Source organism: Collimonas arenae (assembly GCF_001584165.1).
In the GTDB taxonomy this organism is placed as follows: domain Bacteria; phylum Pseudomonadota; class Gammaproteobacteria; order Burkholderiales; family Burkholderiaceae_D; genus Collimonas; species Collimonas arenae.
In genome coordinates this window covers 3,060,342-3,082,731 of sequence record NZ_CP013233.1, presented here as the reverse complement: position 1 = coordinate 3,082,731, position 22,390 = coordinate 3,060,342, and the positions used below count along the sequence as shown (strand labels likewise).

Here is a 22,390-nt window from a genome sequence, read left to right as displayed (position 1 = left end):
ACAAACTATTTCTGATAGAAAACAATGACCATCAAATCCGACAAATGGATACGCCGCATGGCGCAGGAAACCGGCATGATCGAGCCGTTCGAGCCGGGCCAGGTGCGCGAGGCTAACGGCCAGAAGATCGTGTCTTACGGCACTTCGTCGTACGGTTACGATATCCGCTGCGCCAATGAATTCAAGATTTTCACAAACATCAACTCGACCATTGTCGATCCAAAGAATTTCGATGAGAAATCGTTCGTCGATTTCACCGGCGATGTGTGCATCATCCCGCCCAACTCGTTTGCGCTGGCGCGCACCATGGAATATTTCCGCATCCCGCGCAGCGTACTGACCATCTGCCTCGGCAAATCGACCTATGCGCGTTGCGGCATCATCGTCAACGTCACGCCGTTCGAGCCGGAATGGGAAGGCTATGTGACGCTGGAATTCTCCAACACCACGCCGCTGCCAGCCAAGATTTATGCAGGTGAAGGTTGTGCCCAGGTGCTGTTTTTCGAGAGCGACGAAATCTGCGAGACTTCCTACAAGGACCGCGGCGGCAAGTACCAGGGCCAGCACGGCGTCACCCTTCCAAAGACCTGAAGACCAGACATGCCAAAGAACAAGCGGCCGGTCCCGCGCAAAGCAAGCGAATCGAACAAGTCGAACGAATGGGCGGACGACAAGGATGAAATCCAGACCCAGGCGCTGTGCGACCTGGCGATTGTCCTGGCCGAACAGGATGACAGCGAAGACGCCGCCGAGATTGAAGCGCGGCGGCAATCTCATGCCGATCTGCACAAGGTCATCCGGAAAAGCCTGCAGCAGAAGAAGGACGAGATCCTGTACGACGCCATCGAGCGCACCAGGTATGCCGACAGCGATGCCTTTCAGTTCCTGAAAACCACCATCGAAGAAGCCTCGGAAGTGTTGCTGGTGCGACGCGATAACGGCAAGGCGCTGGAATTGAATGTATTCGTCATCCCGTTGTTCGCCCGTGTCGCCGGCGGCCTCAAGCGTGAGCAATGCTTCCAGGACGACGAGGCATTCGCAGCGTTAAGCGCCAGCATCAAGGAAGCGCAACTGGAGAGCCCGGACGCGAGCGTGGTTCTGGTCAGCCATGCTTACCACATGGACGAGATAGACAGCATCCGCTACAGCGATCTGTTTGAAATGAATCGCGACGCATTCGCCGCGATGGCCGACAAGAAGCTGGCGCCGGCAACAGCAATTGAGCGCAGTTTCGGGACCTGGCCGGACAACCAGTTTGCTGCCGACGACGAGGCGCTGGAGTTGCGCTTCCTGCTCGGTTTCGCGCTCAAGAGCGCCGACGATCCGTTTTACCTGGTGCCTGCCGACGAGGCTGCTGCCGATGCCTATTTCGCGGCGCGCCAGGAGCGTTTTCAGCAGTGGGCCGAGCGAGTCGCGCCACTGGTACAGCGTTGCCTGGTGACCGACGGCAGTGAAATCGCGATCCATTTCCTGTACCAGGACCTGTTCCATGGCGGCAAGGAGCGCGGCATGGCTGAATACTTCATGCTGCTGATGATGTCCGAGCTGAACCACGGCCTGGAGCAGAAGGGTTGCGCGCCATACGACGCCAGGGCAGTGGTCGGCCCGGCCGATGTGCGCGGCGAGATGCTGTTGCGCGTCAGCCTGTATGGCCATGATGGCGTACTGTTGGTCTCAGCGGAAAAGCCGCTGGGCGCTACAGGCGATTTGCAGGCCGAGATCGACGATGTGTATGACGCGCTGACCACCATCGGCATCACGTCGCTGGCGGTCGCCATGAAGTTCGATGCAGACGGCCAGCCGCTTGACGTGCAAGCGTACCCGGTTTGATATAACCTGGCCGGCTATTTGTATTCTGGAAAATGCAATGACTGAAGAAGACGCACAAAAAATCGCGACTCATCGCCATTACAAGGGCGGCCTGTATCGCTACATCGGCATCGCTCGCCATTCGGAAACCGATGAAGCGATGGTGGTGTACGAACATTTGTGGCCGCATACGCCAGGCTTGTGGGTGCGGCCGGCAGAGCTGTTCAACGGCTTGCTGGAGAACGGTGCACGGCGCTTCGCACCGCTGTAAAGCCAAAATCAGTGGCATAAAAAAACCGGGAAGCTCGATCGAGCCTCCCGGTTTTTTATTAGCCATGCCTGCTGCGCAATTTACTGCCGTACGCAATCAACGAAGTAATCGCGCTTGCCATTCACTTCACGTTTCACCAGCCCATGCACGTCGGTTTCGAAGCCCGGGAATTTCTCGTTGAAATCGCGCGCGAACTTCAGGTAGTCGACGATGGTCTTGTTGAAGCGCTCGCCCGGGATCAGCAACGGAATGCCTGGTGGGTAAGGCGTCAGCAGGATCGAGGTGACGCGGCCTTCCAACTGGTCGATTGGCACCCGGTCGATTTCGCGGTGCGCCATCTTGGCAAATGCATCGGATGGCTTCATCGCCGGCTGCATGTCGGACAAGTACATTTCGGTGGTCAGGCGCGCCACGTCGTAGGCCTTGTAGGTTTCATGGATCTGCTGGCACAGGTCGCGCAGGCCGAGGCGCTCGTAACGTGCATTCTTGCCGTGGTTAGCTGCGGCGAATTCGGGCAGGATGCGCCAGATCGGCTGGTTCTTGTCGTAATCGTCCTTGAACTGCTGCAGTGCAGTCAGCAGCGTGTTCCAGCGGCCCTTGGTGATGCCGATGGTGAACATGATGAAGAACGAGTACAGGCCGCACTTCTCGACGATAACGCCGTGTTCGGCCAGGTACTTGGTGACAATCGAAGCAGGGATTCCGCTTTCGCCGAACTTGCCTTCCAGCGACAGGCCGGGGGTAACGATGGTGGCCTTGATCGGATCGAGCATGTTGAAGTTCGGCGCCAGGTTGCCGAAACCGTGCCAGTCGTCTTCAGCACGGATGACCCAATCCTCGCGGCTACCGATACCGTCTTCCGAGAAACTGTTCGGCCCCACACCTGGAACCACCAATCCTTGCCCCATTCTTCGTCGATCTTCTTCATCGCGCGGCGGAAGTCCAGCGCTTCCAGGATGCTTTCTTCCACCAGTGCGGTGCCGCCCGGCGCTTCCATCATGGCAGCGGCGACGTCGCAGGAGGCGATGATCGAATACTGCGGCGATGTCGAGGTGTGCATCAGGTAGGCTTCATTGAAGGCGTCCTGGTCCAATTGTACGCTTTCCGATTCGCGCACCAGGATCTGCGATGCCTGCGACAGGCCGGCCAGCAGCTTGTGGGTCGACTGGGTCGAGAAGATCATCGATTTCTTGGCGCGCGGACGGTCCTTGCCGATGGCGTGCATGTCTTTGTAGAAATCGTGGAAAGTCGCATGCGGCAGCCACGCTTCGTCGAAGTGCAGGGTATCGATTTCGCCGTCCAGCATGTTCTTCAGCGTTTCGACGTTATAGATCACGCCGTCGTAGGTCGATTGCGTGATGGTCAGGATGCGCGGCTTCTTGTTGAGGGCTTCGCGCGCGAACGGATTCGCTTCGATTTTCTTCTGGATGCTTTCCAGCGTGAATTCTTCCAGCGGGATCGGGCCGATGATGCCGAGATGATTGCGAGTCGGCATCAGGAACACAGGAATCGCACCGGTCATGATGATCGAGTGCAGGATCGATTTATGGCAGTTGCGGTCGACAACCACGATGTCGCCGGGAGCGACGGTCGAGTGCCACACCATCTTGTTGCTGGTGCTGGTGCCGTTGGTGACGAAGTAGCAGTGGTCGGCGTTGAAGATGCGTGCCGCATTGCGTTCCGAATCGGCCACCGGGCCGGTGTGATCAAGCAGCTGGCCTAGTTCTTCCACCGCATTGCAGACGTCGGCACGCAGCATGTTTTCACCAAAGAATTGGTGGAACATCTGGCCGATCGGCGATTTCAGGAAAGCCACGCCACCCGAGTGTCCTGGGCAGTGCCACGAGTAGGAGCCATCTTGCGCGTAATGCACCAGCGCCCGGAAAAACGGCGGCGACAGGCCGTCCAGATAGGATTTCGCTTCGCGGATGATGTGGCGCGCGACGAACTCCGGGGTGTCTTCAAACATGTGGATGAAGCCGTGCAGTTCGCGCAGGATGTCGTTCGGAATGTGACGCGAGGTGCGGGTTTCGCCGTACAGATAGATCGGGATGTCGGCGTTCTTATGGCGGATTTCTTCGACGAAGGCGCGTAGCGACTTCAGCGCGTGGTCGGTTTCTTCGAACGAGCCGCCGCCGAATTCCTCATCGTCAATCGACAAGATAAAGGCTGACGCCCGCGATTGCTGCTGGGCGAACTGCGACAGGTCGCCGTAACTGGTGACGCCCAAGACCTCCATGCCTTCGTTTTCCATGGCGTCGGCAAGCGCGCGGATGCCAAGGCCGGAAGTGTTTTCGGAGCGGAAGTCTTCGTCAATGATGACGATCGGGAAACGGAATTTCATTGAGGTCTCCAAGAGACGGTTGTTGATAACAAGGCTGCGGACAAGTGTCGGGCCAATCGAAGTGGCGATTAAAAAAAGTCGTTATCCCGGTTGGCACTGGAAGTGCTGCCGGGCGTTGCCTGGGTAGGGCATGCAGCCTGCTGCTTTTTGCGTGGCAGCCGGTAGCAGCCACTCAAAAAAAGAAAGTCGAATTTTCGCAGATATGCACGAAATTGGGGATAAAGATGAGGGAATTCCTGCAGAAAACAACAGATGTCATTCCGTCATCTGATCGGGTTAGCTGTTGGCCTCGCTCGAAGCGGGCGAGCGGCGCTGGTAGACCACAAAAGCGTAGTCAAAGCTGTTGGCGTCGGAATGATGGGTCTCGCGTGAAATTTCCTGCCATTGCTGCGGGTCGCGTGCGGGGAAAAATGCATCGCAATCAAAGCTTTGCTGGATTTCGGTCACGATCAGGCGCTGTGTCAGCGGCTGTGCTGCGGCGTAGATCTCGGCGCCGCCGATAATGAACGCTTCGGCATCGCCCACCAGGGCCGCTGCGGCGGCCAACGAGGAAGCGCTCTCGACGCCGTCATGGCGCCAGTCGGGATTGCGGGTGATGACGATATTGCGCCGCGCCGGCAACGGCCGACCGATCGATTCAAATGTCTTGCGGCCCATGATGATGGGATGGCCCGACGTGGTGCGCTTGAAATGCGCCAGGTCTTCCGGCAAATGCCAGGGCAGCGTGTTGTTGATGCCAATGCCGTTGCGGGCGTCGGTGGCGACGATAATGGTAAGGCGAGATGTCATGGGCGCTGGCGGCTTGGCCTGAATTGTTCAGCTTAAATTCAGCTTGGTTAAAAAACGCTGATCTTACTATAAAGTTTCAGATGGAACTTTGTCGGCTCGTCGTGGCTCTTAACCGCCATGGCCTGATATCTTGGCGAGGAATTCTTTTCCTGGGGCATTCAATGGCGAAATAGTGCTGCCAACTTGGCAAGTTTATGCCGATCCTATGCCCCAAGCCACGTGCAGCCTTGTTTGTTGATTGTTGAAAGCGCGCAAATTGCCGCCAAATCATTGCTTGATGGACATAAAAAATTATAGAACACTGATAAACTACCGCCTACTCTCGGCACTGCCAACGCGGCAGGGTTGAGCAGGTCAATCTCAGCAGTGTCAGATGGGAATCCAATGCATTTAAATTTGTCTCAGCGGACGCCGTCTTGCATCCCCGCGCGGGTGCGCCTAGCGGCCTTACCTATTTCGCTTGCCTTGTTACTGCCGTGCATCGGCAACAATGCATTTGCGTTCGATTTCAATACCGTCGCCAGGCGCGCCAAGGAACTGGCCGACACCTCATACAGTAAGCCGGACACCACTTTGCCGAAGGATATCGGCAATCTCAGCTACGAGCAGTACAAGGACATCCGCTTCAAGCCAGAGAAATCGCTCTGGCGCAGCCAGAAACTGCCGTTTGAACTGGCCTTTTTTCATGAAGGATATGCGTTCGATCAACCGGTCAAGATCAATGAGATCAACGGTCAGAGCGTACGTGAAATCCGCTTCGATGCGAACGATTTCGAATTTGGCGATAACAAGGTCGATCTGCGCAAGCTGCGCTCCCTTGGTTTTGCCGGTTTCCGTGTGCACTACCCGGTGAATACCCCCAAATACAAGGATGAGGTGCTGTCGTTTCTCGGCGCCAGCTATTTCCGCGGACTTGGCAAGGATCAGTCCTATGGTCTGTCGGCGCGCGGCCTAGCGATCGATACCGGCTTGAGTTCGGGCGAGGAATTTCCGCGCTTTACGGAATTCTGGGTTGAACGGCCAACCACGAGCGCCAAAGAGCTGACCATCTACGCGTTGCTGAATTCGCGGCGCGTCACCGGCGCCTATCGCTTCGTGTTGAAGCCCGGCGTGGATACCGCAATCGATGTCAAGGCGCAGCTGTATTTGCGTGAAAATGTCAGCAAACTGGGGCTGGCGCCGCTGACCAGCATGTACCTGCATGGCGACAACCAGCGCTCGGCGAACGAAGATTTCCGCCCCGAAGTGCACGATTCTGATGGCCTGTCGGTGGCTTCCGGCACCGGCGAATGGATCTGGCGTCCGCTGGTCAACCCGAAGCGCCTGCTGGTCACTTCCTATGCGCTCAGTAATCCGGCCGGATTCGGCTTGATGCAGCGTGATCGTAATTTCGCCAGCTATCAGGATCTCGATGCGAGGTTTGAAAAACACCCGAGCGCCTGGATCCAACCGAAAGGCAACTGGGGTAACGGCAGGGTAGAACTGGTGCAGATTCCAACGCCCGACGAGACCAACGACAACATCGTTGCATTCTGGGTGCCGGAAACGCCGCCTAAGGTTGGCCAGCCGTTCAACCTGGAATACACCTTGCTTTGGCAGAAGGATGCGGAAAAGAGGCCGCCGCTTTCGTGGGTGACGCAGACCAGGCGCGGCCAAGGTTATCAAAAGAAGAATGACGATAACAGCGTCGGCCTGATCGTCGACTTTGAAGGGCCGGTATTCAAGAAACTGTCGGACAAGGTCCAGCCGGAAGGCGTGGTCAGTGTCGACGACAATGGCAAGCTGCTGGACACCAAGGTGATCCGCAACGATGCCACCGGAGGCTGGCGCATGATACTGCGTGTGCGTCGTAATGAAGACAACAAGCCGGTTGAGCTGCGCGGCTTCCTGCGCGGCGGCAGCACCACTTTATCGGAAACCTGGAGTTACATATTACCGCCCAACTAGAACGCGAATTGCAATCGCCGTCGGCCGTGCCGGACATATGCGAACGCTACCTTGATCGCTTGCCTTTGTCGGCCGAGCGACGTGCCGCCTTGTCGGAGCGCCTTGGAGAGAATGACAAGGCGCCGATGGCTGCGTTGCACCAGGCACTGGCCGGTAGCATAGGTGCTGGCACAGCGCTGCCCGCGGCCGCCAATCCTGCCTATGCTTCTATCGCTGCCCGGCTCCAACTGGCGTTCGGCCAGCCGCCGTCAGGCCAGCCGGTCAAGGCAGCGATGCCGCAGCATACGCCAGCCATTTGTACCGATGCCAGCGGTCGAACCCGAATTGAGATCGCGCCGCCGCTGAAGCGTACGCCGATAGTCGCCCATCCGTGGGGAACCCTGAATCCGCTGGTGCGCTGGATCGAAAGCGCCAATCGCAAATTCGATCTGCGTCCGCGCGCCAAGCAGCGGCGCCATAAAAAGGCCGCTCGCTCGACCGCGCTGCCGCAGCCGGAGCCGCAAGCAGTTCCCACCGTCGACAGCCAGGATCAGCACCGCAGCACGTCGCGCGGCAATCTGCGCCGCATCGTGTTGTTGATGCTGATGTTGGCGCAGACCGCACTGGCAACCTATTTCATGAGCGCGGTATTACCGTATCACGGCGCCAAGCCGCTCGAAATGGTGACGCTGGGCTTGTTCGCCCTTTTGTTTTGCTGGGTGTCGGCCGGTTTCTGGACCGCGATGGCTGGGTTTCTAGTGCTGATGCGTGGCACCGACCGTTACGTGATTTCGCGCGAAGATGCTGCACCCGGACCGATTCCGGCTGAAGCCAGGACGGCGATCGTGATGCCGATCTGTAACGAGGACGTGACCAGGGTGTTTGCCGGATTGCGCGCGACTTACGAATCGGTTCAGGCCAGCGGCGAACTGGATCGTTTCGATTTCTTCGTACTGAGCGACAGTGGCGACAGCGATATCTGTACTGCCGAACTGGATGCCTGGTCGACGCTGTGCCGCAAGGTTGGCGGCTTCGGCCGGATTTTCTACCGGCATCGGCGACGCCGGGTCAAGCGCAAAAGCGGTAATATCGATGACTTCTGCCGCCGTTGGGGATCGCAGTACAGCTACATGATTGTGCTCGACGCCGACAGCGTCATGAGCGGCACTTGCCTGACCACGCTGGTGCGCCTGATGCAGGCCAATCCTACCGCAGGCATCATCCAGACCGCGCCGCGCGCGGCTGGCCGCGACACCTTGTATGCGCGTATACAGCAGTTTTCAACGCGCGTGTACGGCCCGCTTTTTACCGCCGGATTGCACTACTGGCAGCTGGGCGAATCGCACTACTGGGGACACAATGCGATCATCCGCTTGCAGCCGTTCATGCAGCATTGCGCACTGGCGCCGCTACCCGGAGAAGGCGCATTGGCTGGTGAAATCCTGTCGCACGATTTTGTCGAGGCGGCGCTGATGCGGCGCGCCGGCTGGGGTGTGTGGATTGCCTATGACCTGGCCGGTAGCTATGAGGAAATGCCACCTAATCTGTTGGATGAACTGAAGCGTGATCGCCGCTGGTGCCAGGGCAACCTGATGAATTTCCGCCTATTCTTGGCGCGCGGCATGCATGCCGTGCATCGGGCTGTGTTCGTGACTGGTGTCATGGCCTACCTGTCGGCGCCGCTATGGTTCTTGTCGCTATTGTTGTCAACGGTGCTGCTGGCTGTACATACGCTGGTGGCGCCGGAATATTTTTCTGCACCGGGCAGTTGTTTCCGCTCTGGCCGGAATGGCATCCGGAACGCGCGCTGGCGCTCTTCACCGCGACGGCGACCTTGCTGTTCCTGCCAAAGGTGTTGAGTGTCGTGCTGATCTGGGTCAAGGGCGCACGTGAGTTTGGCGGCGCACTGCGGCTAGCTGCCAGCATGGTCATGGAATTGCTGTTCTCGGTCATGCTGGCGCCGGTGCGCATGCTGTTTCACACGCGTTTCGTGATCGGCGCCTTTCTTGGCTGGACCATTAGCTGGAAATCGCCGCCGCGTGAGGATGCCGAGACCAGTTGGGGCGAAGCCTGCCGACGTCATGGCGGCCATACCTTGCTGGGATTGGTTTGGGGCGGCGCCGTGTATTGGCTTGAGCCGGGTTTCTTGTGGTGGCTGTTGCCGATCGTGGGTTCGCTGGTGCTGTCGATTCCATTGTCGGTGTTTTCCAGCCGCGTCACGCTCGGTCGCAGCTTCCGTCACGCGCGTTTGTTCGTGATTCCGGAAGAGGTTGATTTGCCGCCTGAACTGGCGGCGACTACCGCTTATAACGACAACGGCAAGGCGCTGGCGAATTTTAATGACGCGGTGATCGATCCGGTATTCAATGCTTTGCTGTGCGCCGCCGTGACGGCGCGCCCGGGTGTGCCCGCGGCGACTGTGGCAGCGCGGAACGCATTGGTTCAGAGTGCATTGAAGGGCGGTCCCGACAGCCTGACATCGCGGCAAAAAAATGCGCTGCTGGACGATCCGCTGATGCTGTCACAGCTGCATTTCGATATCTGGAACTCGGAACAAGTCAATCGCCGCTGGCAGGCATTGCTGGCCGCACCTGACCCGATTCACTGAAACAATCAAACAAGGAGTAGCATGTTACGACGTGATTTTCTGAAAGCGTCGGCGGCGCTTGCCGCCGCCGGGTTTCCTGCAAGTTCGCTGTTGGCGGCAGCGGCTGCGCCGGAGCATTTGAAATTCCTCGGACAGCCACAGGCTTTCGATTACGCCTGGCTCAAGGGCACGCCAGGCAACTGGCCAGCCAGCCATATAGGCTGCCGGAAAATCATATCCCGCCCGAGGTCAAGGCGCTCGACTGGGATCAGTATCAAGCCATCGGTTATCGTGGCGACCATGCGTTGTGGGCCAAGGATCAGTTGCGTTTCCAGGTCAAGTTCTTCCATCTCGGCCTGTTTTTCAAGAGCCCGGTGCAGATCTATGAGTTGAAGGACGGCCAGGCACAGGAACTGGCCTACGATCCGGCCATGTTCAATTACGGCAAGAGCGGCTTGAAGGCCGATCATATGCCAAAGGATCTTGGCTTTGCCGGATTCCGGGTGAATTTCCATACCGACCTGGAGCGTGACATTACCGCTTTCCTCGGCGCCAGTTATTTCCGCGCTGTCGGCGCCGAGTGGCAATACGGCTTGTCGGCGCGTGGCCTGGCAATCGATTGCGGTATGGATCGGCCGGAAGAATTCCCGTTGTTCACCAGCTTCTGGCTGGAACGTCCGGCCAAGGATTCGGGCAAGCTGGTGGTGTATGCGCTGCTCGATTCGCCCAGCGTGTCTGGCGCTTACCGCTTCGAGATTCAGCCGTCGGCGACGATGGTGATGGATGTCGATGTCGCACTGTATCCGCGCAAGACGATTGAGCGATTGGGGATCGCCCCACTGACCAGCATGTTCCAGTACGGCGAGAATGATCGCCGCCTGAACGCCAGCGATGACTGGCGTCCGGAAATCCACGATTCGGATGGCTTGTCCCTGCAGCGCGGTAATGGCGAATGGGTTTGGCGCCCGCTGGTCAATCCCGAACATCTGCGTTTCAATGCCTATCAGGATGAAAATCCGCGCGGCTTCGGTCTGCTGCAACGTGACCGGAATTTCGACCACTACCAGGACGACGGCGTGTTCTACGATCGCCGTCCCAGCCTTTGGGTCGAACCGAAAGCAGGGTGGGGCAAAGGTGCAGTGCAACTGGTGGAAATTCCGACGCTCGATGAAACCTTCGACAACATCGTGGCATTCTGGAATCCTGCCGAGAAGCCGCAGCCAGGGCAGGAGCGCTTGTTTGCCTATCGCCTGCACTGGGGCAGCAAGATGCCGTTCTCATCGCCGCTGGCGCAGGTGGTTGCCACCCGCACCGGCATGGGCGGCGTGATCGGCCAGAAGCGCGCTTATTATTCGCGCCGCTTTGTCATCGACTTTGCCGGCGGCGATCTGGCCTTGTTGGGCAAGGACGCCAAGGTGCAGGTCATGATCAGCGCTTCTCGCGGCAAGGTCGAGATCACGTCGGCTCGTCCACTCGATGCAATTCAGGGTTATCGCGCCATGTTTGACTTGAAGCCCGTCGACGATAGCGTCGAACCGATGGACATACGCGTGTACCTGGCGGCCGACGGCCAGCCGTTGAGCGAGACCTGGCTGTATCAATGGACGCCGCCAGCGCCGGCGCAGCGTACTTTCTAGCTGGTTGCGGCAGCGATATGCCGACCGCAATCGGCCCGGCATCGCTGACTGACAAACCGCCGCTACAACTAGTGGCTGGGCCGGGCAATTCTGGTCTTGGCTACTCTGGTTGTCGACGTGGTCCAAAAAGCCGGCGGGGCCTCAGGTTTTTTACACATTTGCAATATACTGTGTAGCTTGGTTGCGCCTTGCGCACTGCTTATTTTTGGAGTATTCCCATGTTTGGTTGGTTTGAAAGGCTGGTGCATCCGTATCCGGACACCGCCGTGACGCCGCCGCCGCGCGGCTTTTTTGCCTTTGTCTGGAGTTGCACCAAGGGTTTGCGTCCCTACATCGTTGCGATGACCTTGCTGACCGCGGTTACCGGTGCGTTCGAGGCTTTGCTGTTTGCCATGATGGGACGGATTGTCGATTGGCTGGGACATGTCCAGCCGTCGACCTTGTGGACCCATGAAAGCGGCAATTTGCTACTGCTGGTCGGTATATTGCTGGCCAGCCCGATCGTCGTCGCCTTGCAGAGCATGTTCAAGCAACAGGCGCTGGCGGGCAACTTCCCCATGATGCTGCGCTGGAAATTCCATCGCCTCATGCTGAACCAGAGCATGCATTTTTATCAGGATGAATTCGCCGGTCGCGTTGCCACCAAAGTCATGCAGACTTCGCTGGCGGTGCGCGATGTCTGCATGATCCTGTGCGACATCCTGGTGTTCGTGGTGATCTACTTCGTCACCATGGTAGCGGTGGTCGGCAGTTTCAGTGGCTGGATGCTGGTGCCGTTCCTCGGTTGGCTGCTGCTGTATTGCCTGGCGCTGTGGTTCTTTGTACCGCGCCTGAGCCAGGTCGCCAAGGCCCAGGCCGATGCGCGTTCGCTGATGACCGGCCGCATCACCGATGCCTATACCAATATCGCGACAGTCAAGCTGTTCTCGCACGCCGGTCGAGAAGCCGGTTATGCGCGCTCGGCGATGCAGGAGTTCCTGCAGACCGTGCATGGCCAGATGCGTCTGGTGACTGGTTTTGAAATCGTCAATCACACGTTGAGCATGCTGCTGATCCTGAGCACCGCAGGTGCCGCGCTCTGGTTATGGACCCAGGGCCAGGTCGGCATCGGCGCGGTGGCGGCGGCGACGGCAATGGCCTTGCGTCTGAATGGCATCTCGCATTGGGTCATGTGGGAAATGGCTTCGCTGTTCGAGCAAGTTGGTACGGTGCAGGACGGCATCAACACGTTGGCGCGTCCGCACGCCGTACTGGACCAGCCCGATGCCAAGCCGTTGCAGGTGACGCGTGGCGAACTGGCCTTCGATCGTGTCAGCTTTGCCTATGGAGGCCAGCGTCCGGTGATCGAGCAGCTGTCGCTAAATATCCGTCCCGGTGAAAAGATTGGGTTGGTCGGTCGTTCCGGCGCCGGCAAGTCGACCATCGTCAATTTGCTGTTGCGTTTCTACGATGTTGAACAAGGCCGCATCCTGATCGACGGCCAAGACATTTCGCAGGTGACGCAGAACAGCTTGCGCGCTCAGGTTGGCATGGTGACCCAGGATACCTCGCTGTTGCATCGTTCAGTCCGCGACAACCTGCTGTACGGACGCCCAGATGCAACCGATGCCGATATGCTGGCTGCCGCCAAGCGCGCCGAAGCGCACGATTTCATCCTGACCCTGACTGATCCCAAGGGACGGACCGGCTACGACGCGCATGTCGGCGAACGCGGCGTCAAGCTTTCTGGCGGTCAGCGGCAGCGCATTGCAATCGCTCGCGTCATGTTGAAAGATGCGCCGATCCTGTTGCTGGACGAAGCTACCAGCGCGCTCGATTCGGAAGTCGAAGCAGCGATCCAGGCTAGCCTGTATCGCCTGATGGAAGGCAAGACCGTGGTGGCGATCGCGCATCGCTTGTCGACCATCGCTGCGATGGATCGGCTGGTGGTGCTCGATAGAGGCCGCATCGTTGAAGAAGGCGATCATCACAGCTTACTGCAGCGCGGTGGCTTGTATGCGCGGTTGTGGGCGCATCAGAGTGGCGGTTTTCTTGGTGAAGAAATCGACGATGACGACGTGCAAGAAGGGGACACGCAAGCCGTGCTGGCATAATTGACCTTATAGCGACTGAATGCATTGACCGAGCTTGTTCATACGTTGCACTGCCGTTGCCATACGGCAGTGTGCGTCCTTTTCTCCTATGGGCAATTGCCCGTAACGACCGATATTTGACCATTCCTGATTTCGCACCAATGACTGTTGAATCGACTGATATTTCCACTTCTGCAACAACCTTCGGCCACACGGGCCGACGCTGGTTGATCGCTGTCCTGGCGTTGTTGATCGCGTTGGGAGCAGGGCTTCTGCTTTGGAAGACCTTTTGGCACCGGCCGCCGCCTGCGCCTGTTGTTGCGCCGGTGCGCCTGCAGACTGTTCCTGTCGGGCGCGGCGACATCGAACAGGCTGTATTTGCCAACGGTAAATTGCAATTACATAAATACAGTGACGTGGTGGCCCAAGTCTCGGGACAGATCAAGGATGTGCTGGTGATGGTGGGCGATGAGGTCAAATCAGGCAAGATGGTGGTCGAAATTACACCGACCCTACCGGTGGCGCGCGTGGAAAGCAATCGCGCCCAGCTGGCGAGACTGCAGGCGGAATTGGCCGACCAGCGCGCGCAACTGGATTTTGCAGAACTGCAGTTCAAGCGTCAGACGCAGTTGAAAGCGGAGAACGCCACACGTGAAGAATCGTTTGAATCGAGCCGGATGGGCATGTATTCCGCCGCCGCCCGGGTCGAGGCGATCAATGCCCAGATTCGCCAAACCGAATCGACCTTGAAGGACGACGAGGAAACTCGTAACCATACCCAGGTGGTGGCGCCCATCAGCGGCACCGTGGTGTCGGTAGCGGCGCGCACAGGCCAGACGGTGAATGCTGGCCAGCCGACCGCATCGCTGATGCGCATCGCGGACCTGAGCCGTCTGACAGTGCAGGCACGTGTTGCAGAAATTGACGTGCCGCTGCTGCACAAGGGCATGACCGCGTACTTCAGCACCCCGGGTTATCCCGGCAAGCGCTGGTCAGGCAAGTTGCGGCAAGTCATCCCGGTTCCTGCCGACGGCTCGGGAGAGCAGGGCAAGCAAACTTTCTATAACGTCTTGTTTGAAGTCGACAATCCGCAACAGGAGCTGATGAGTGGGATGAGCACTCAGGTTAGTTTCGTGCTGGCGCAGGCACATGATGCAGTCGTCGTGCCGGTTGCCGTGCTGGGTAAGCCGGAGGTTGACGGCAGCTACAACGTGAAGGTGCTCGGCGCCAATCAGCAGCCTGTAGCACGCAATATAAAGATTGGTATTCGCAACCAGAAAATGGTGCAGGTCCTGGCCGGGTTGGCGCCAGGCGATCAAGTGGTGGTGCCGGGTGCAGCAGCGGCACCGGCAACGTTGAGTAAAGTCGCGACCCCGGTTGCCAGCGCGCCAAACGCAGCGGCATCGGCAGCAGCGTCTGCATCAGCAGTGTCGGCAGCGGTCAAGGTGCACTGATGAAGATGCGTATGAGCCGAAGCCCCGTTCGTTTTTTTTCGCCGCTGGCACTGTGTTCCAGCGCATTGCTGCTGTTGCTGCTGTCCGGTTGCGCCAGTCAACAGATCGAGACCAAGGAGGCAACGCCCAGCGTGGAGATACCGTCCGGCTGGGATCTATCTGCCAATAACGGTGAGCAGGATTGGCCGGACAGCAGCTGGTGGAAACGTTTCGGTAGTGATGAACTGAGCCAGTTGGTGGCACAGGGCAAGCCAGTAACCTGGAAATCGCCGCCGCTATTTCGCGCGTGCATCAGGCCGAAGCGCAGGCGCGTATCGCTGGTGCGCCATTGCTGCCGAATGCAGATTTTTCCACCAGCATCAATCGTGCGCTGCCGCTGGCGTCCAGCGGCAGCGCCGTGACATCCACCAGCGGACTGCTGGAGATCGGCTACGAAGTTGATTTTTGGGGGAAAAACAAGGCCGGCCTGGTGGCGGCGGAAGCTTCACTGCAGGCCAATCGTTATGACCGCGAGACAGTCGCGCTGACTGTCACCAGCGGTATCGTGTCGACGTATTTGCAGGTGCTGTCGTTGCGCGATCGCCTGGAAATCGCCCAGCAGAACGTCGCCAATGCGGAGCGCGTGCTTAACCTGGTGGCCGCGCAAAGTCGTGCCGGTGCGGCGTCGCCGCTTGATCTGGCGCGCCAGCGGTCTGCTGTCGCTGGCCAGAAAGCGGTGATTCCAGATCTGATGCAACAAGAACGCGAGGCGCAGACGGCGCTGGCGATTCTGCTGGGGCGTCCGCCGCAGACATTCACCGTCAACGAGCCAGGTCTGGCCAAGATTCTGTTGCCGCAGGTGACACCGGGCTTGCCATCAGAGTTGCTGTCGCGGCGACCGGATATCCGTCACGCCGAAGCGCAACTCGCTGCTGCCAATGCCAATGTTGCCGTAGCGCGTGCTGCTCTGTTTCCGAGTATTCGCCTGACCGGATCTGCCGGAGGCCAGAGCAATGCGTTGCTGTCCCTGTTTAACGGCCCGAACATGTTGGCGAACCTGGGGGCCGGGCTGGTGGCGCCGATTTTCGACGCTGGGCGGCTGAACAGCGAACGCGATCTGGCGATCGCCCAGAAGCAGGAGCTGGTACAGGTCTATCGTTCTACCGTGATCAACGCATTGTCCGAGGTCGATACAGCGCTGGGACAAATTCGCAGCCTGGATGAGCAGAGCAAATTGAAGAACACCGAAATGGAGCAGGCGCGTTTTGCTTTCGAATTATCGGAAATCCGGTATCGCGTCGGCGCCGAGGATTTGATGACGGTGCTTGATACCCAGCGCACCTTGTCGGAAGTCCAGAATGAATTGGGCCAGCTCAAGCTGAAGCGCCTGAAGGCGACAGTCTCGCTGTACAAAGCCTTGGGTGGTGGCTGGCAGGATGTACCTGTTGGCACCCCCGCCACGGAGAAATCGTAGGCGGCACGGAGGTGCCCACCCCACGCTGTTATACCGCGACAGGCGCCTTGATATGGGCTTGCGGTGATAGTCGTTGATCTCAAAATCCTCGAAACGATAATCGAAGATCGACTCCGGCCGGCGCGTGATATTCAGCTTCGGCAACGGACCTGGAGTGCGCGATAGTTGCAATTCGACCTGTTCCGCATGGTTGGAATAGAGATGGCAATCACCGCCGGTCCAAATGAAATCGCCGACATCCAGGTTGCACTGCTGCGCCATCATGTGCGTCAGCAGCGCATAGGATGCGATATTGAACGGCACTCCAAGGAAAATGTCCGCGCTACGCTGGTACAACTGGCAGGACAGCTTGCCGTCGGCCACATAGAACTGGAAGAAGGCGTGGCAGGGCGGTAGTTTCATCTGCGGATGTCGGCCACATTCCAGGCGGAGACGATCAGGCGGCGCGAATCCGGATTGTTCTTGATCTGCTCGACGACTTGCTTGATCTGGTCGATATGCTCACCGTTCGGCGCCGGCCAGGAGCGCCACTGATAACCGTAGATCGGTCCCAGGTTACCGTCGCTGTCAGCCCATTCGTCCCAGATCTTGACATCGTTGTCTTTTAGATACTTGATGTTGGTCGAGCCGTTGAGGAACCAGATCAGTTCGTGGATGATTGAGCGCAGATGCAGTTTCTTCGTGGTCAGCAGCGGGAAGCCGTCTTGCAGGTTGAAACGCATCTGATAGCCGAACACCGAACGGGTGCCGGTGCCGGTGCGGTCGGTTTTGACGCTGCCATGTTGCTGCACATGGCGCATGAGATCGAGGTATTGTTGCATTTTTGTCGTAATTGCTAGGCGGATGGCAAGATTGTAACGCATCTGCCCGCCACTCTTATTCCGCCTGCGCCTTCAATATGCGATCAATGCGTTCCTTGCTGGGCGGATGGGTCGACAGGTAAGGCGAGAAGCCGGTTGGCTCGCTATCGAGTTTTTCGAAGGTATAAGCCAGTTTTTTCAAGCTGATGCCATTTGCCTTGAACATGGCGATGGCATAGTCGTCCGCTTCCAGTTCGATATCGCGCGAGTATTTCAGATCCAGCACCAGCGGCGGAATAGTGGCGATCAATGTCGAGGCATCGCCGAACAGCACGGCAGCAGCAGTACCAACCGCCGATGCCTGGATCAGGCGTCGCATCAAGTGACGTCGATGCAAATGTCCCAGCTCATGCGCCAGCACACCCATCAACGCGTCGTCATCATCCAGTCGGCGCACCAGTTCATCGGTCACGACAATCTCGCCGGAAGGCAGGGCAAACGCGTTGGGGCCGATTTTGCTTTTGCGGAAAATGATCTGGTAGTCAGGAGCATCTTGTGCCGGCGGCCGCAGAGCGCGGAAGCGGCTGATGATTGCATCTTGCTCTGACTTGGGCAGCGTGGAGGCGCTTAACATGCGCTGGTCGAGAAATTCCAGTGTGTCGGCGCCAATCCGTCTTTCCACCGACTCAGGCAACGCGTTGGCAATCACGCCCGAGGCGGCCGGCAGCAGATATACATAGCCGAGCACCAGGATCACGATCAACGCTGCGGTTGCTTGCAGGGTAGTGCGCCAGCTTTGCTGCATGCGTACTACCAGCGAATCCTGGTATCCGGTACTGGCCAGTAACTCGGCAAATGCATCGACGTCGGCGATTTCGAGATAGGCGCCGTCGGGGAACGTTACCTTGCGCGCGGCCCTTGATACGCGTTCAGAGACACGCAGCTCGGTAATCGGCGCCTGCCTTTGCACCTCTCCGGAGAGATAGGCGATGCCCGCATCGACTGTCAGCTCTACCGCATATCTGCGTGAAGTCTTGCCATCGAAATAAAAGGCGGACACCGTCCTGGATTGCATAGTGTGTGCTTTTGCCAGATGCGTTTTACAGCGACAGATCGAAATCCAGCAGATCCGACATCCCTTCGCTGGTTGCAGAGCCATGAGCCTCTTCATCGGCGACGAAGTTGTCGAGCGAATCCGCAGCGTGCAGGGTGACCGATTCGACCCGATACTTGAGCGCGCGAATCTGGGCAAAGGGAGTGAATAGCCCCAGCGTGAAAACAATGCCAAGCAGGTTGGTGATCATGATGAACGCCATTTTCGACCATTTAAGATTGCTGTGGAACTGATGCGGTCCCAGCTTGGTATGGCTCCAGATCAGATTCTGGATCATCGTCAGGAACAGCGGCACGATCAGGAATGTCCACGCATACATGCAGAAGAACATCAGGCTGAGGTTGATCAAGGTAGCAGCACCCGCATGCTTCAGGCCAGCCAACATCGCCATCAGTGTGCCACCGAACATCACCAGGATGGCAGCGTAGCCAAGCCAGGCGACAGCGGCGGCGATCAGATAGGCTTTGTAAAAGGAACCGGCGCCGGCATCGAACGAGAAATGCGTCGTGCCGAATTTGCTTTCCTCATGCAGGTACTTCTTGCTGCGTTGATGTGCGAACGGCAACAGCAGCCCGAAGGTGATGCCGGCCAAGATCGGTAGCAGCAGGTATTTGACGTAGGACTGTCCCGCGCTGCCGCGAAAACCGAAGCGGATGCCGCGGTAGCTTGAGTTGTATAACTTGAATTGGTAACTTTTCCAGATCAGCCATGGCATGCCCCCCATCATCAGGAGCAGCGCCAGCAGGCCAATTACTGGCGAAAGTTTGAATGCGATATTGTAGGCGCCGATCAGCACCACAGCGATGATGCGTCCTTTCAGGATCGCAATCGGATTGCCGTGATATTCGAAGCTGCTACCGTGGATATTGGTGTTGTCGTAGAAGTACTTGGTGCGACGGACCTTGGCCCAGGCCGAGTAGATGCCGAGCGTAACGATGGAAAGCAAGAGATTGACTATCCATATGCGGAAATATTCGCCGCCCCGTCCCGTAAAAGAAAATGGCGCGATTGTCGGTTGCGATGGCGCTGGGCTTGCCGCAAAGTCTAACGACTGCGCATCTGCAGGTGGTATGCTCATTCCAGTTTTCTCCCTGTGTGATATTTGACATTGTTGTTGGACAACAAGATGAATGATTGACAATCGAAAGTCAATAGCAGGTTGTCCTAGCCTTCCGTTGTTTTGAGCGCGGTTACAAATTAATGATTTTTGCCCTGAACTTTTCCGGAGGGGAATCCTCGAAAGCTGGAGACTTTCATCTCTCAGGCACACTTGTTATTCATATCGTTGTCGTTGCGAACACCACTTGAGTTCTGGTGTGTAAAGCGTAGCGCCGGCGATGTTTTCATTACTGAATCAGCCCATAGGGTTGTCATTAGCTAGACAGCATTTTCCAGGAGATCACATGCTTAAATCAGATACATTTTTCGGCGGCAAGCGCGAGACACCGACCCCTAATTCTCCTTTCAGCACCGGCAGCAACCTGACTTCCGGCAGTACTTCCTCCATTCCGAAGGCGAGCAATCCTGTGAGCACTCCTGCCAGTCATGTTTCGTCATCCAGCACCAATGAAGTCGGCAGCAAACTGATTGTCGGCCCAAACATCAAGTTGAAGGGCGTCGAGATCACCGATTGCGACACACTGGTGGTTGAAGGACGTGTTGAAGCAACAATGAATTCGCGCGTGATCCATATCGCGGAAAAGGGCGCCTTCAAGGGTTCGGCAGAAATCGACTTGGCTGAAATCTATGGTGAGTTCGACGGCGACCTGACCGTCCGCGAAAAACTGGTGATTTATTCGACCGGCAAGGTTTCCGGCAAGATTCGTTACGGCAAAGTGGTGATCGAAGAAGGTGGCCAACTGACAGGCGAAGTTCAGGTTGGCACGGCTGCCAGCGTCAAGCCGGCTACGGCCAGCTCAACCGCGCCAGCTACCGCTGTTGTGTAAGTCATAACCGCTGCACGGCGGTATTCCGGCCTGCCCGGCAGTGGGGTTTGGTCGGAGTGCCGTTTGTTGCTGCCAGCCGGGACGGCATTCATGCCCATCCCGGTTTTTTGTCTATCTTGTATGTTGTGCATGCAGGCATGCGACAATAGCGCCTTTAGCCTGCGGCTGCAGCGCCAGATTATCGCCTACACAACATATCACATGAGCTATCCAGAATACATCCTCACCTTGTCCTGCCTCGATCAGCGTGGAATCGTTCACCGCGTTTCGGGCTTTCTGGCCGATCACGGTTGCAACATTATCGATTCCGCGCAGTTTGGCGATGCCCAGTCGCAGCTGTTCTTCATGCGCGTGCATTTTTCGTCCGACGACGCCTCGATCAGCGATCAGGACTTGCGAGCGCAGTTCTCGACACTGGCCGATACGATGCAAATGCATTGGCAATTGCATGACGCCGGCAAGAAGCCGCGCATGATGCTGATGGTCTCGAAGATCGGCCACTGCCTCAACGATCTGTTGTTCCGCTACAAGAGCGGCCTGTTACCGGTAGAGATTCCGGCCATCGTCTCCAACCATACCGATTTCTACCAGTTGGCAGCGAGTTACAACATTCCGTTCCATCATCTGCCATTGGCAGCCGGCGCATCGGCGCAGGCCAAGCAGGCGCAAGAGGCGCGGGTCATGGAGATCGTTGAAGCCAACAATATCGATCTGGTGGTGCTGGCGCGTTACATGCAGATTTTGTCACCTTCGATGTGCACGGCGCTGACCGGCCGCGCGATCAATATTCATCACTCATTCTTGCCGAGCTTCAAGGGCGCCAAGCCCTACTATCAGGCGCACGACCGAGGCGTCAAGCTGATCGGCGCCACCGCGCATTTCGTCACGGGCGATCTGGACGAAGGTCCGATCATTGAACAGGACGTGGCACGGGTTGATCATGCGATGGATCCTGAAACCTTGACGGCAATAGGGCGCGATGTCGAATGCGTGGTGCTGGCGCGGGCGGTGAAGTGTTTCATCGAACATCGGATCCTGCTCAATGGCCACAAGACCGTGGTGTTCAAATAAGGCAATCTGAAGCGTTCAAATGTTTCACCCGGAAATAAAAAATGGCCCCATTTCGTTGGGGCCATTTTTTTAACTTGCGTCCAGCGCCGGTGTGGTGAGTCAGGTTCTAGCGCAGTGCGTCGACCATCTTCTCCAGCTTGACCGCATCGGCGCTGAACTGGCGGATTCCTTCGGCTAATTTTTCGGTAGCCATCGCGTCATCGTTGAGCATGGTGCGGAATGTGGTTTCGTCGAGATTGATTTTTTGATATCACTCTGTTGCGCATCTTCCAGGCTCAGTTTGCGGGTAACGGCCGTATCGCTTTCAGCCAGTTTCTGCAGCAAATCAGGGCTGATGGTGAGCAGGTCGCAGCCGGCCAGTTCGATGATTTGCGAGGTGTTGCGGAAGCTGGCGCCCATCACTTCGGTGGCGTAGCCGTATTTGCGGAAGTAGCTGTAGATCTGTTTGACCGATTGCACGCCGGGATCGTCGGCGCCAGTGTACTCCTGACCGGTCGATTTCTTGTACCAGTCGTAGATACGGCCGACAAACGGCGAGATCAGTTGTACCTTGGCTTCGGCGCAGGCAATCGCCTGTGGCAGCGAAAACAGCAAGGTCAGGTTGCAATGTACGCCGGCCTTTTGCAGGACCTCGGCAGCGCGGATGCCTTCCCAGGTCGAGGCGATCTTGATCAGCACACGCTCGCGGTCGATGCCAGCGGCTTCATACAGCTTGATCAGCGCATGTCCCTTGTCGATGGTGCCTTGGGTATCGAATGACAGACGTGCATCGGTTTCGGTCGAGACGCGGCCCGGAATGATTTTCAGGATTTCCTGGCCAAAAGTAATTAGCAGGCGATCGATGATGTCGCCGGTGGCGAGGCCGGCATGTTCCTTGACAGTCTGGCTCAGTAACGGCGCGTACTCGGGTTTCTGCACCGCCTTCAGGATGAGCGACGGATTGGTGGTGGCGTCGCGTGGCGCGAACGCCTTGATAGATTGGAAGTCGCCGGTGTCCGCGACGATGGTGGTGAATTGCTTGAGTTGTTCGAGTTGGTTCATGGCAGCGTAGAAAAGCAGGAACTGTTAATCGGAAATGCCTTCCCGCCATTCTACGCAATTTATCGGTGCGTGCCAT

Annotated in this window: 13 protein-coding genes and 5 pseudogenes; 12 read left to right on the top strand and 6 right to left on the bottom strand. The window is 57.6% G+C overall.

What is annotated here, in order from left to right; genetic code table 11:
- Positions 1 to 24: 24 nt before the first annotated feature.
- The 3 genes from dcd to CAter10_RS14205 are packed head-to-tail and all read left to right on the top strand — an operon-like array spanning position 25 to position 2,080.
- Positions 25 to 591: a dCTP deaminase gene (gene dcd, locus CAter10_RS14215; protein ID WP_061533909.1), complete on the top strand. Its 567-nt coding sequence runs from the start codon at positions 25 to 27 to the stop codon at positions 589 to 591.
- Positions 592 to 600: 9 nt separating this feature from the next.
- Positions 601 to 1,830: a DUF2863 family protein gene (locus CAter10_RS14210; RefSeq protein ID WP_061533908.1), complete on the top strand. Its 1,230-nt coding sequence runs from the start codon at positions 601 to 603 to the stop codon at positions 1,828 to 1,830.
- Between the two features lie 37 nt (positions 1,831 to 1,867).
- The gene (locus CAter10_RS14205; protein ID WP_061533907.1) at positions 1,868 to 2,080 is read left to right on the top strand and encodes a DUF1653 domain-containing protein; all 213 of its coding nucleotides are present in this window, start codon (positions 1,868 to 1,870) and stop codon (positions 2,078 to 2,080) included.
- An 80-nt stretch (positions 2,081 to 2,160) separates the two neighbouring features.
- On the opposite strand, the pseudogene CAter10_RS14200 reads toward CAter10_RS14205, so the two are convergent.
- Positions 2,161 to 4,424, bottom strand: a pseudogene (locus CAter10_RS14200) (Orn/Lys/Arg family decarboxylase).
- Between the two features lie 276 nt (positions 4,425 to 4,700).
- A complete protein-coding gene (locus CAter10_RS14195; RefSeq protein ID WP_061533906.1) occupies positions 4,701 to 5,213 on the bottom strand; it encodes a dihydrofolate reductase in 513 nt (170 codons plus the stop codon).
- A 384-nt stretch (positions 5,214 to 5,597) separates the two neighbouring features.
- Here CAter10_RS14195 and CAter10_RS14190 point away from each other — a divergent pair, with 384 nt between their 5' ends.
- From CAter10_RS14190 to CAter10_RS14165, 7 genes and pseudogenes are all read left to right on the top strand, one after another.
- Positions 5,598 to 7,160, top strand: coding sequence for a glucan biosynthesis protein G (locus CAter10_RS14190; protein WP_082797926.1), 1,563 nt, complete (start codon positions 5,598 to 5,600; stop codon positions 7,158 to 7,160).
- Positions 7,133 to 9,747 (top strand): annotated as a pseudogene (mdoH, locus tag CAter10_RS14185) (glucans biosynthesis glucosyltransferase MdoH). Before CAter10_RS14190 ends, mdoH begins: the two are co-directional and overlap by 28 nt.
- Positions 9,748 to 9,768: 21 nt before the next feature.
- A pseudogene (locus CAter10_RS14180) lies at positions 9,769 to 11,363 on the top strand (OpgD/OpgG family glucan biosynthesis protein).
- 218 nt (positions 11,364 to 11,581) lie between these two features.
- On the top strand, positions 11,582 to 13,456 hold the full coding sequence (locus CAter10_RS14175) for an ABC transporter ATP-binding protein (protein ID WP_197467129.1): 1,875 nt from the start codon (positions 11,582 to 11,584) through the stop codon (positions 13,454 to 13,456).
- A 140-nt stretch (positions 13,457 to 13,596) separates the two neighbouring features.
- Entirely contained in the window at positions 13,597 to 14,889 is a 1,293-nt protein-coding gene (locus tag CAter10_RS14170; RefSeq protein WP_061533904.1) for an efflux RND transporter periplasmic adaptor subunit, read from the top strand.
- 11 nt (positions 14,890 to 14,900) lie between these two features.
- On the top strand, positions 14,901 to 15,290 hold the full coding sequence (locus CAter10_RS23710; protein WP_236905377.1) for a hypothetical protein: 390 nt from the start codon (positions 14,901 to 14,903) through the stop codon (positions 15,288 to 15,290).
- Positions 15,176 to 16,342 carry an efflux transporter outer membrane subunit gene (locus tag CAter10_RS14165; RefSeq protein ID WP_236905375.1) on the top strand — a complete coding sequence of 389 codons (1,167 nt, stop codon included), beginning with the start codon at positions 15,176 to 15,178 and terminating at the stop codon, positions 16,340 to 16,342. The genes CAter10_RS23710 and CAter10_RS14165 overlap by 115 nt, the downstream gene beginning before the upstream one ends.
- Before the next feature lie 28 nt (positions 16,343 to 16,370).
- Here CAter10_RS14165 and CAter10_RS14160 read toward each other — a convergent pair.
- The 3 genes and pseudogenes from CAter10_RS14160 to CAter10_RS14150 all read right to left on the bottom strand — a co-directional run bounded on the left by CAter10_RS14160 (position 16,371) and on the right by CAter10_RS14150 (position 19,334).
- Positions 16,371 to 17,163, bottom strand: a pseudogene (locus CAter10_RS14160) (thymidylate synthase).
- 55 nt (positions 17,164 to 17,218) lie between these two features.
- A complete protein-coding gene (locus CAter10_RS14155; RefSeq protein WP_061533903.1) occupies positions 17,219 to 18,217 on the bottom strand; it encodes a M48 family metallopeptidase in 999 nt (332 codons plus the stop codon).
- Positions 18,218 to 18,242: 25 nt separating this feature from the next.
- The gene (locus CAter10_RS14150; RefSeq protein ID WP_061533902.1) at positions 18,243 to 19,334 is read right to left on the bottom strand and encodes a YjgN family protein; all 1,092 of its coding nucleotides are present in this window, start codon (positions 19,332 to 19,334) and stop codon (positions 18,243 to 18,245) included.
- A gap of 325 nt (positions 19,335 to 19,659) precedes the next feature.
- Between CAter10_RS14150 and CAter10_RS14145 the strand changes: the two genes are divergently transcribed.
- Both CAter10_RS14145 and purU read left to right on the top strand, forming a co-directional pair.
- Entirely contained in the window at positions 19,660 to 20,202 is a 543-nt protein-coding gene (locus tag CAter10_RS14145; RefSeq protein WP_061533901.1) for a bactofilin family protein, read from the top strand.
- Between the two features lie 201 nt (positions 20,203 to 20,403).
- The gene (purU, locus tag CAter10_RS14140) at positions 20,404 to 21,273 is read left to right on the top strand and encodes a formyltetrahydrofolate deformylase (RefSeq protein WP_061535368.1); all 870 of its coding nucleotides are present in this window, start codon (positions 20,404 to 20,406) and stop codon (positions 21,271 to 21,273) included.
- A 106-nt stretch (positions 21,274 to 21,379) separates the two neighbouring features.
- Here purU and tal read toward each other — a convergent pair.
- Positions 21,380 to 22,314: pseudogene (tal, locus tag CAter10_RS14135) on the bottom strand (transaldolase).
- Positions 22,315 to 22,390: the final 76 nt, after the last annotated feature.

Bases quoted from the DNA above. Each gene is read 5' to 3' on its own strand.
- dcd (WP_061533909.1), top strand. From the start codon at position 25: ATGACCATCAAATCCGACAAATGGATACGCCGCATGGCGCAGGAAACC.
- CAter10_RS14210 (WP_061533908.1), top strand. From the start codon at position 601: ATGCCAAAGAACAAGCGGCCGGTCCCGCGCAAAGCAAGCGAATCGAAC.
- CAter10_RS14205 (WP_061533907.1), top strand. From the start codon at position 1,868: ATGACTGAAGAAGACGCACAAAAAATCGCGACTCATCGCCATTACAAG.
- CAter10_RS14195 (WP_061533906.1), bottom strand. From the start codon at position 5,213: ATGACATCTCGCCTTACCATTATCGTCGCCACCGACGCCCGCAACGGC.
- CAter10_RS14190 (WP_082797926.1), top strand. From the start codon at position 5,598: ATGCATTTAAATTTGTCTCAGCGGACGCCGTCTTGCATCCCCGCGCGG.
- CAter10_RS14175 (WP_197467129.1), top strand. From the start codon at position 11,582: ATGTTTGGTTGGTTTGAAAGGCTGGTGCATCCGTATCCGGACACCGCC.
- CAter10_RS14170 (WP_061533904.1), top strand. From the start codon at position 13,597: ATGACTGTTGAATCGACTGATATTTCCACTTCTGCAACAACCTTCGGC.
- CAter10_RS23710 (WP_236905377.1), top strand. From the start codon at position 14,901: ATGAGCCGAAGCCCCGTTCGTTTTTTTTCGCCGCTGGCACTGTGTTCC.
- CAter10_RS14155 (WP_061533903.1), bottom strand. From the start codon at position 18,217: ATGCAATCCAGGACGGTGTCCGCCTTTTATTTCGATGGCAAGACTTCA.
- CAter10_RS14150 (WP_061533902.1), bottom strand. From the start codon at position 19,334: ATGAGCATACCACCTGCAGATGCGCAGTCGTTAGACTTTGCGGCAAGC.
- CAter10_RS14145 (WP_061533901.1), top strand. From the start codon at position 19,660: ATGCTTAAATCAGATACATTTTTCGGCGGCAAGCGCGAGACACCGACC.
- purU (WP_061535368.1), top strand. From the start codon at position 20,404: ATGAGCTATCCAGAATACATCCTCACCTTGTCCTGCCTCGATCAGCGT.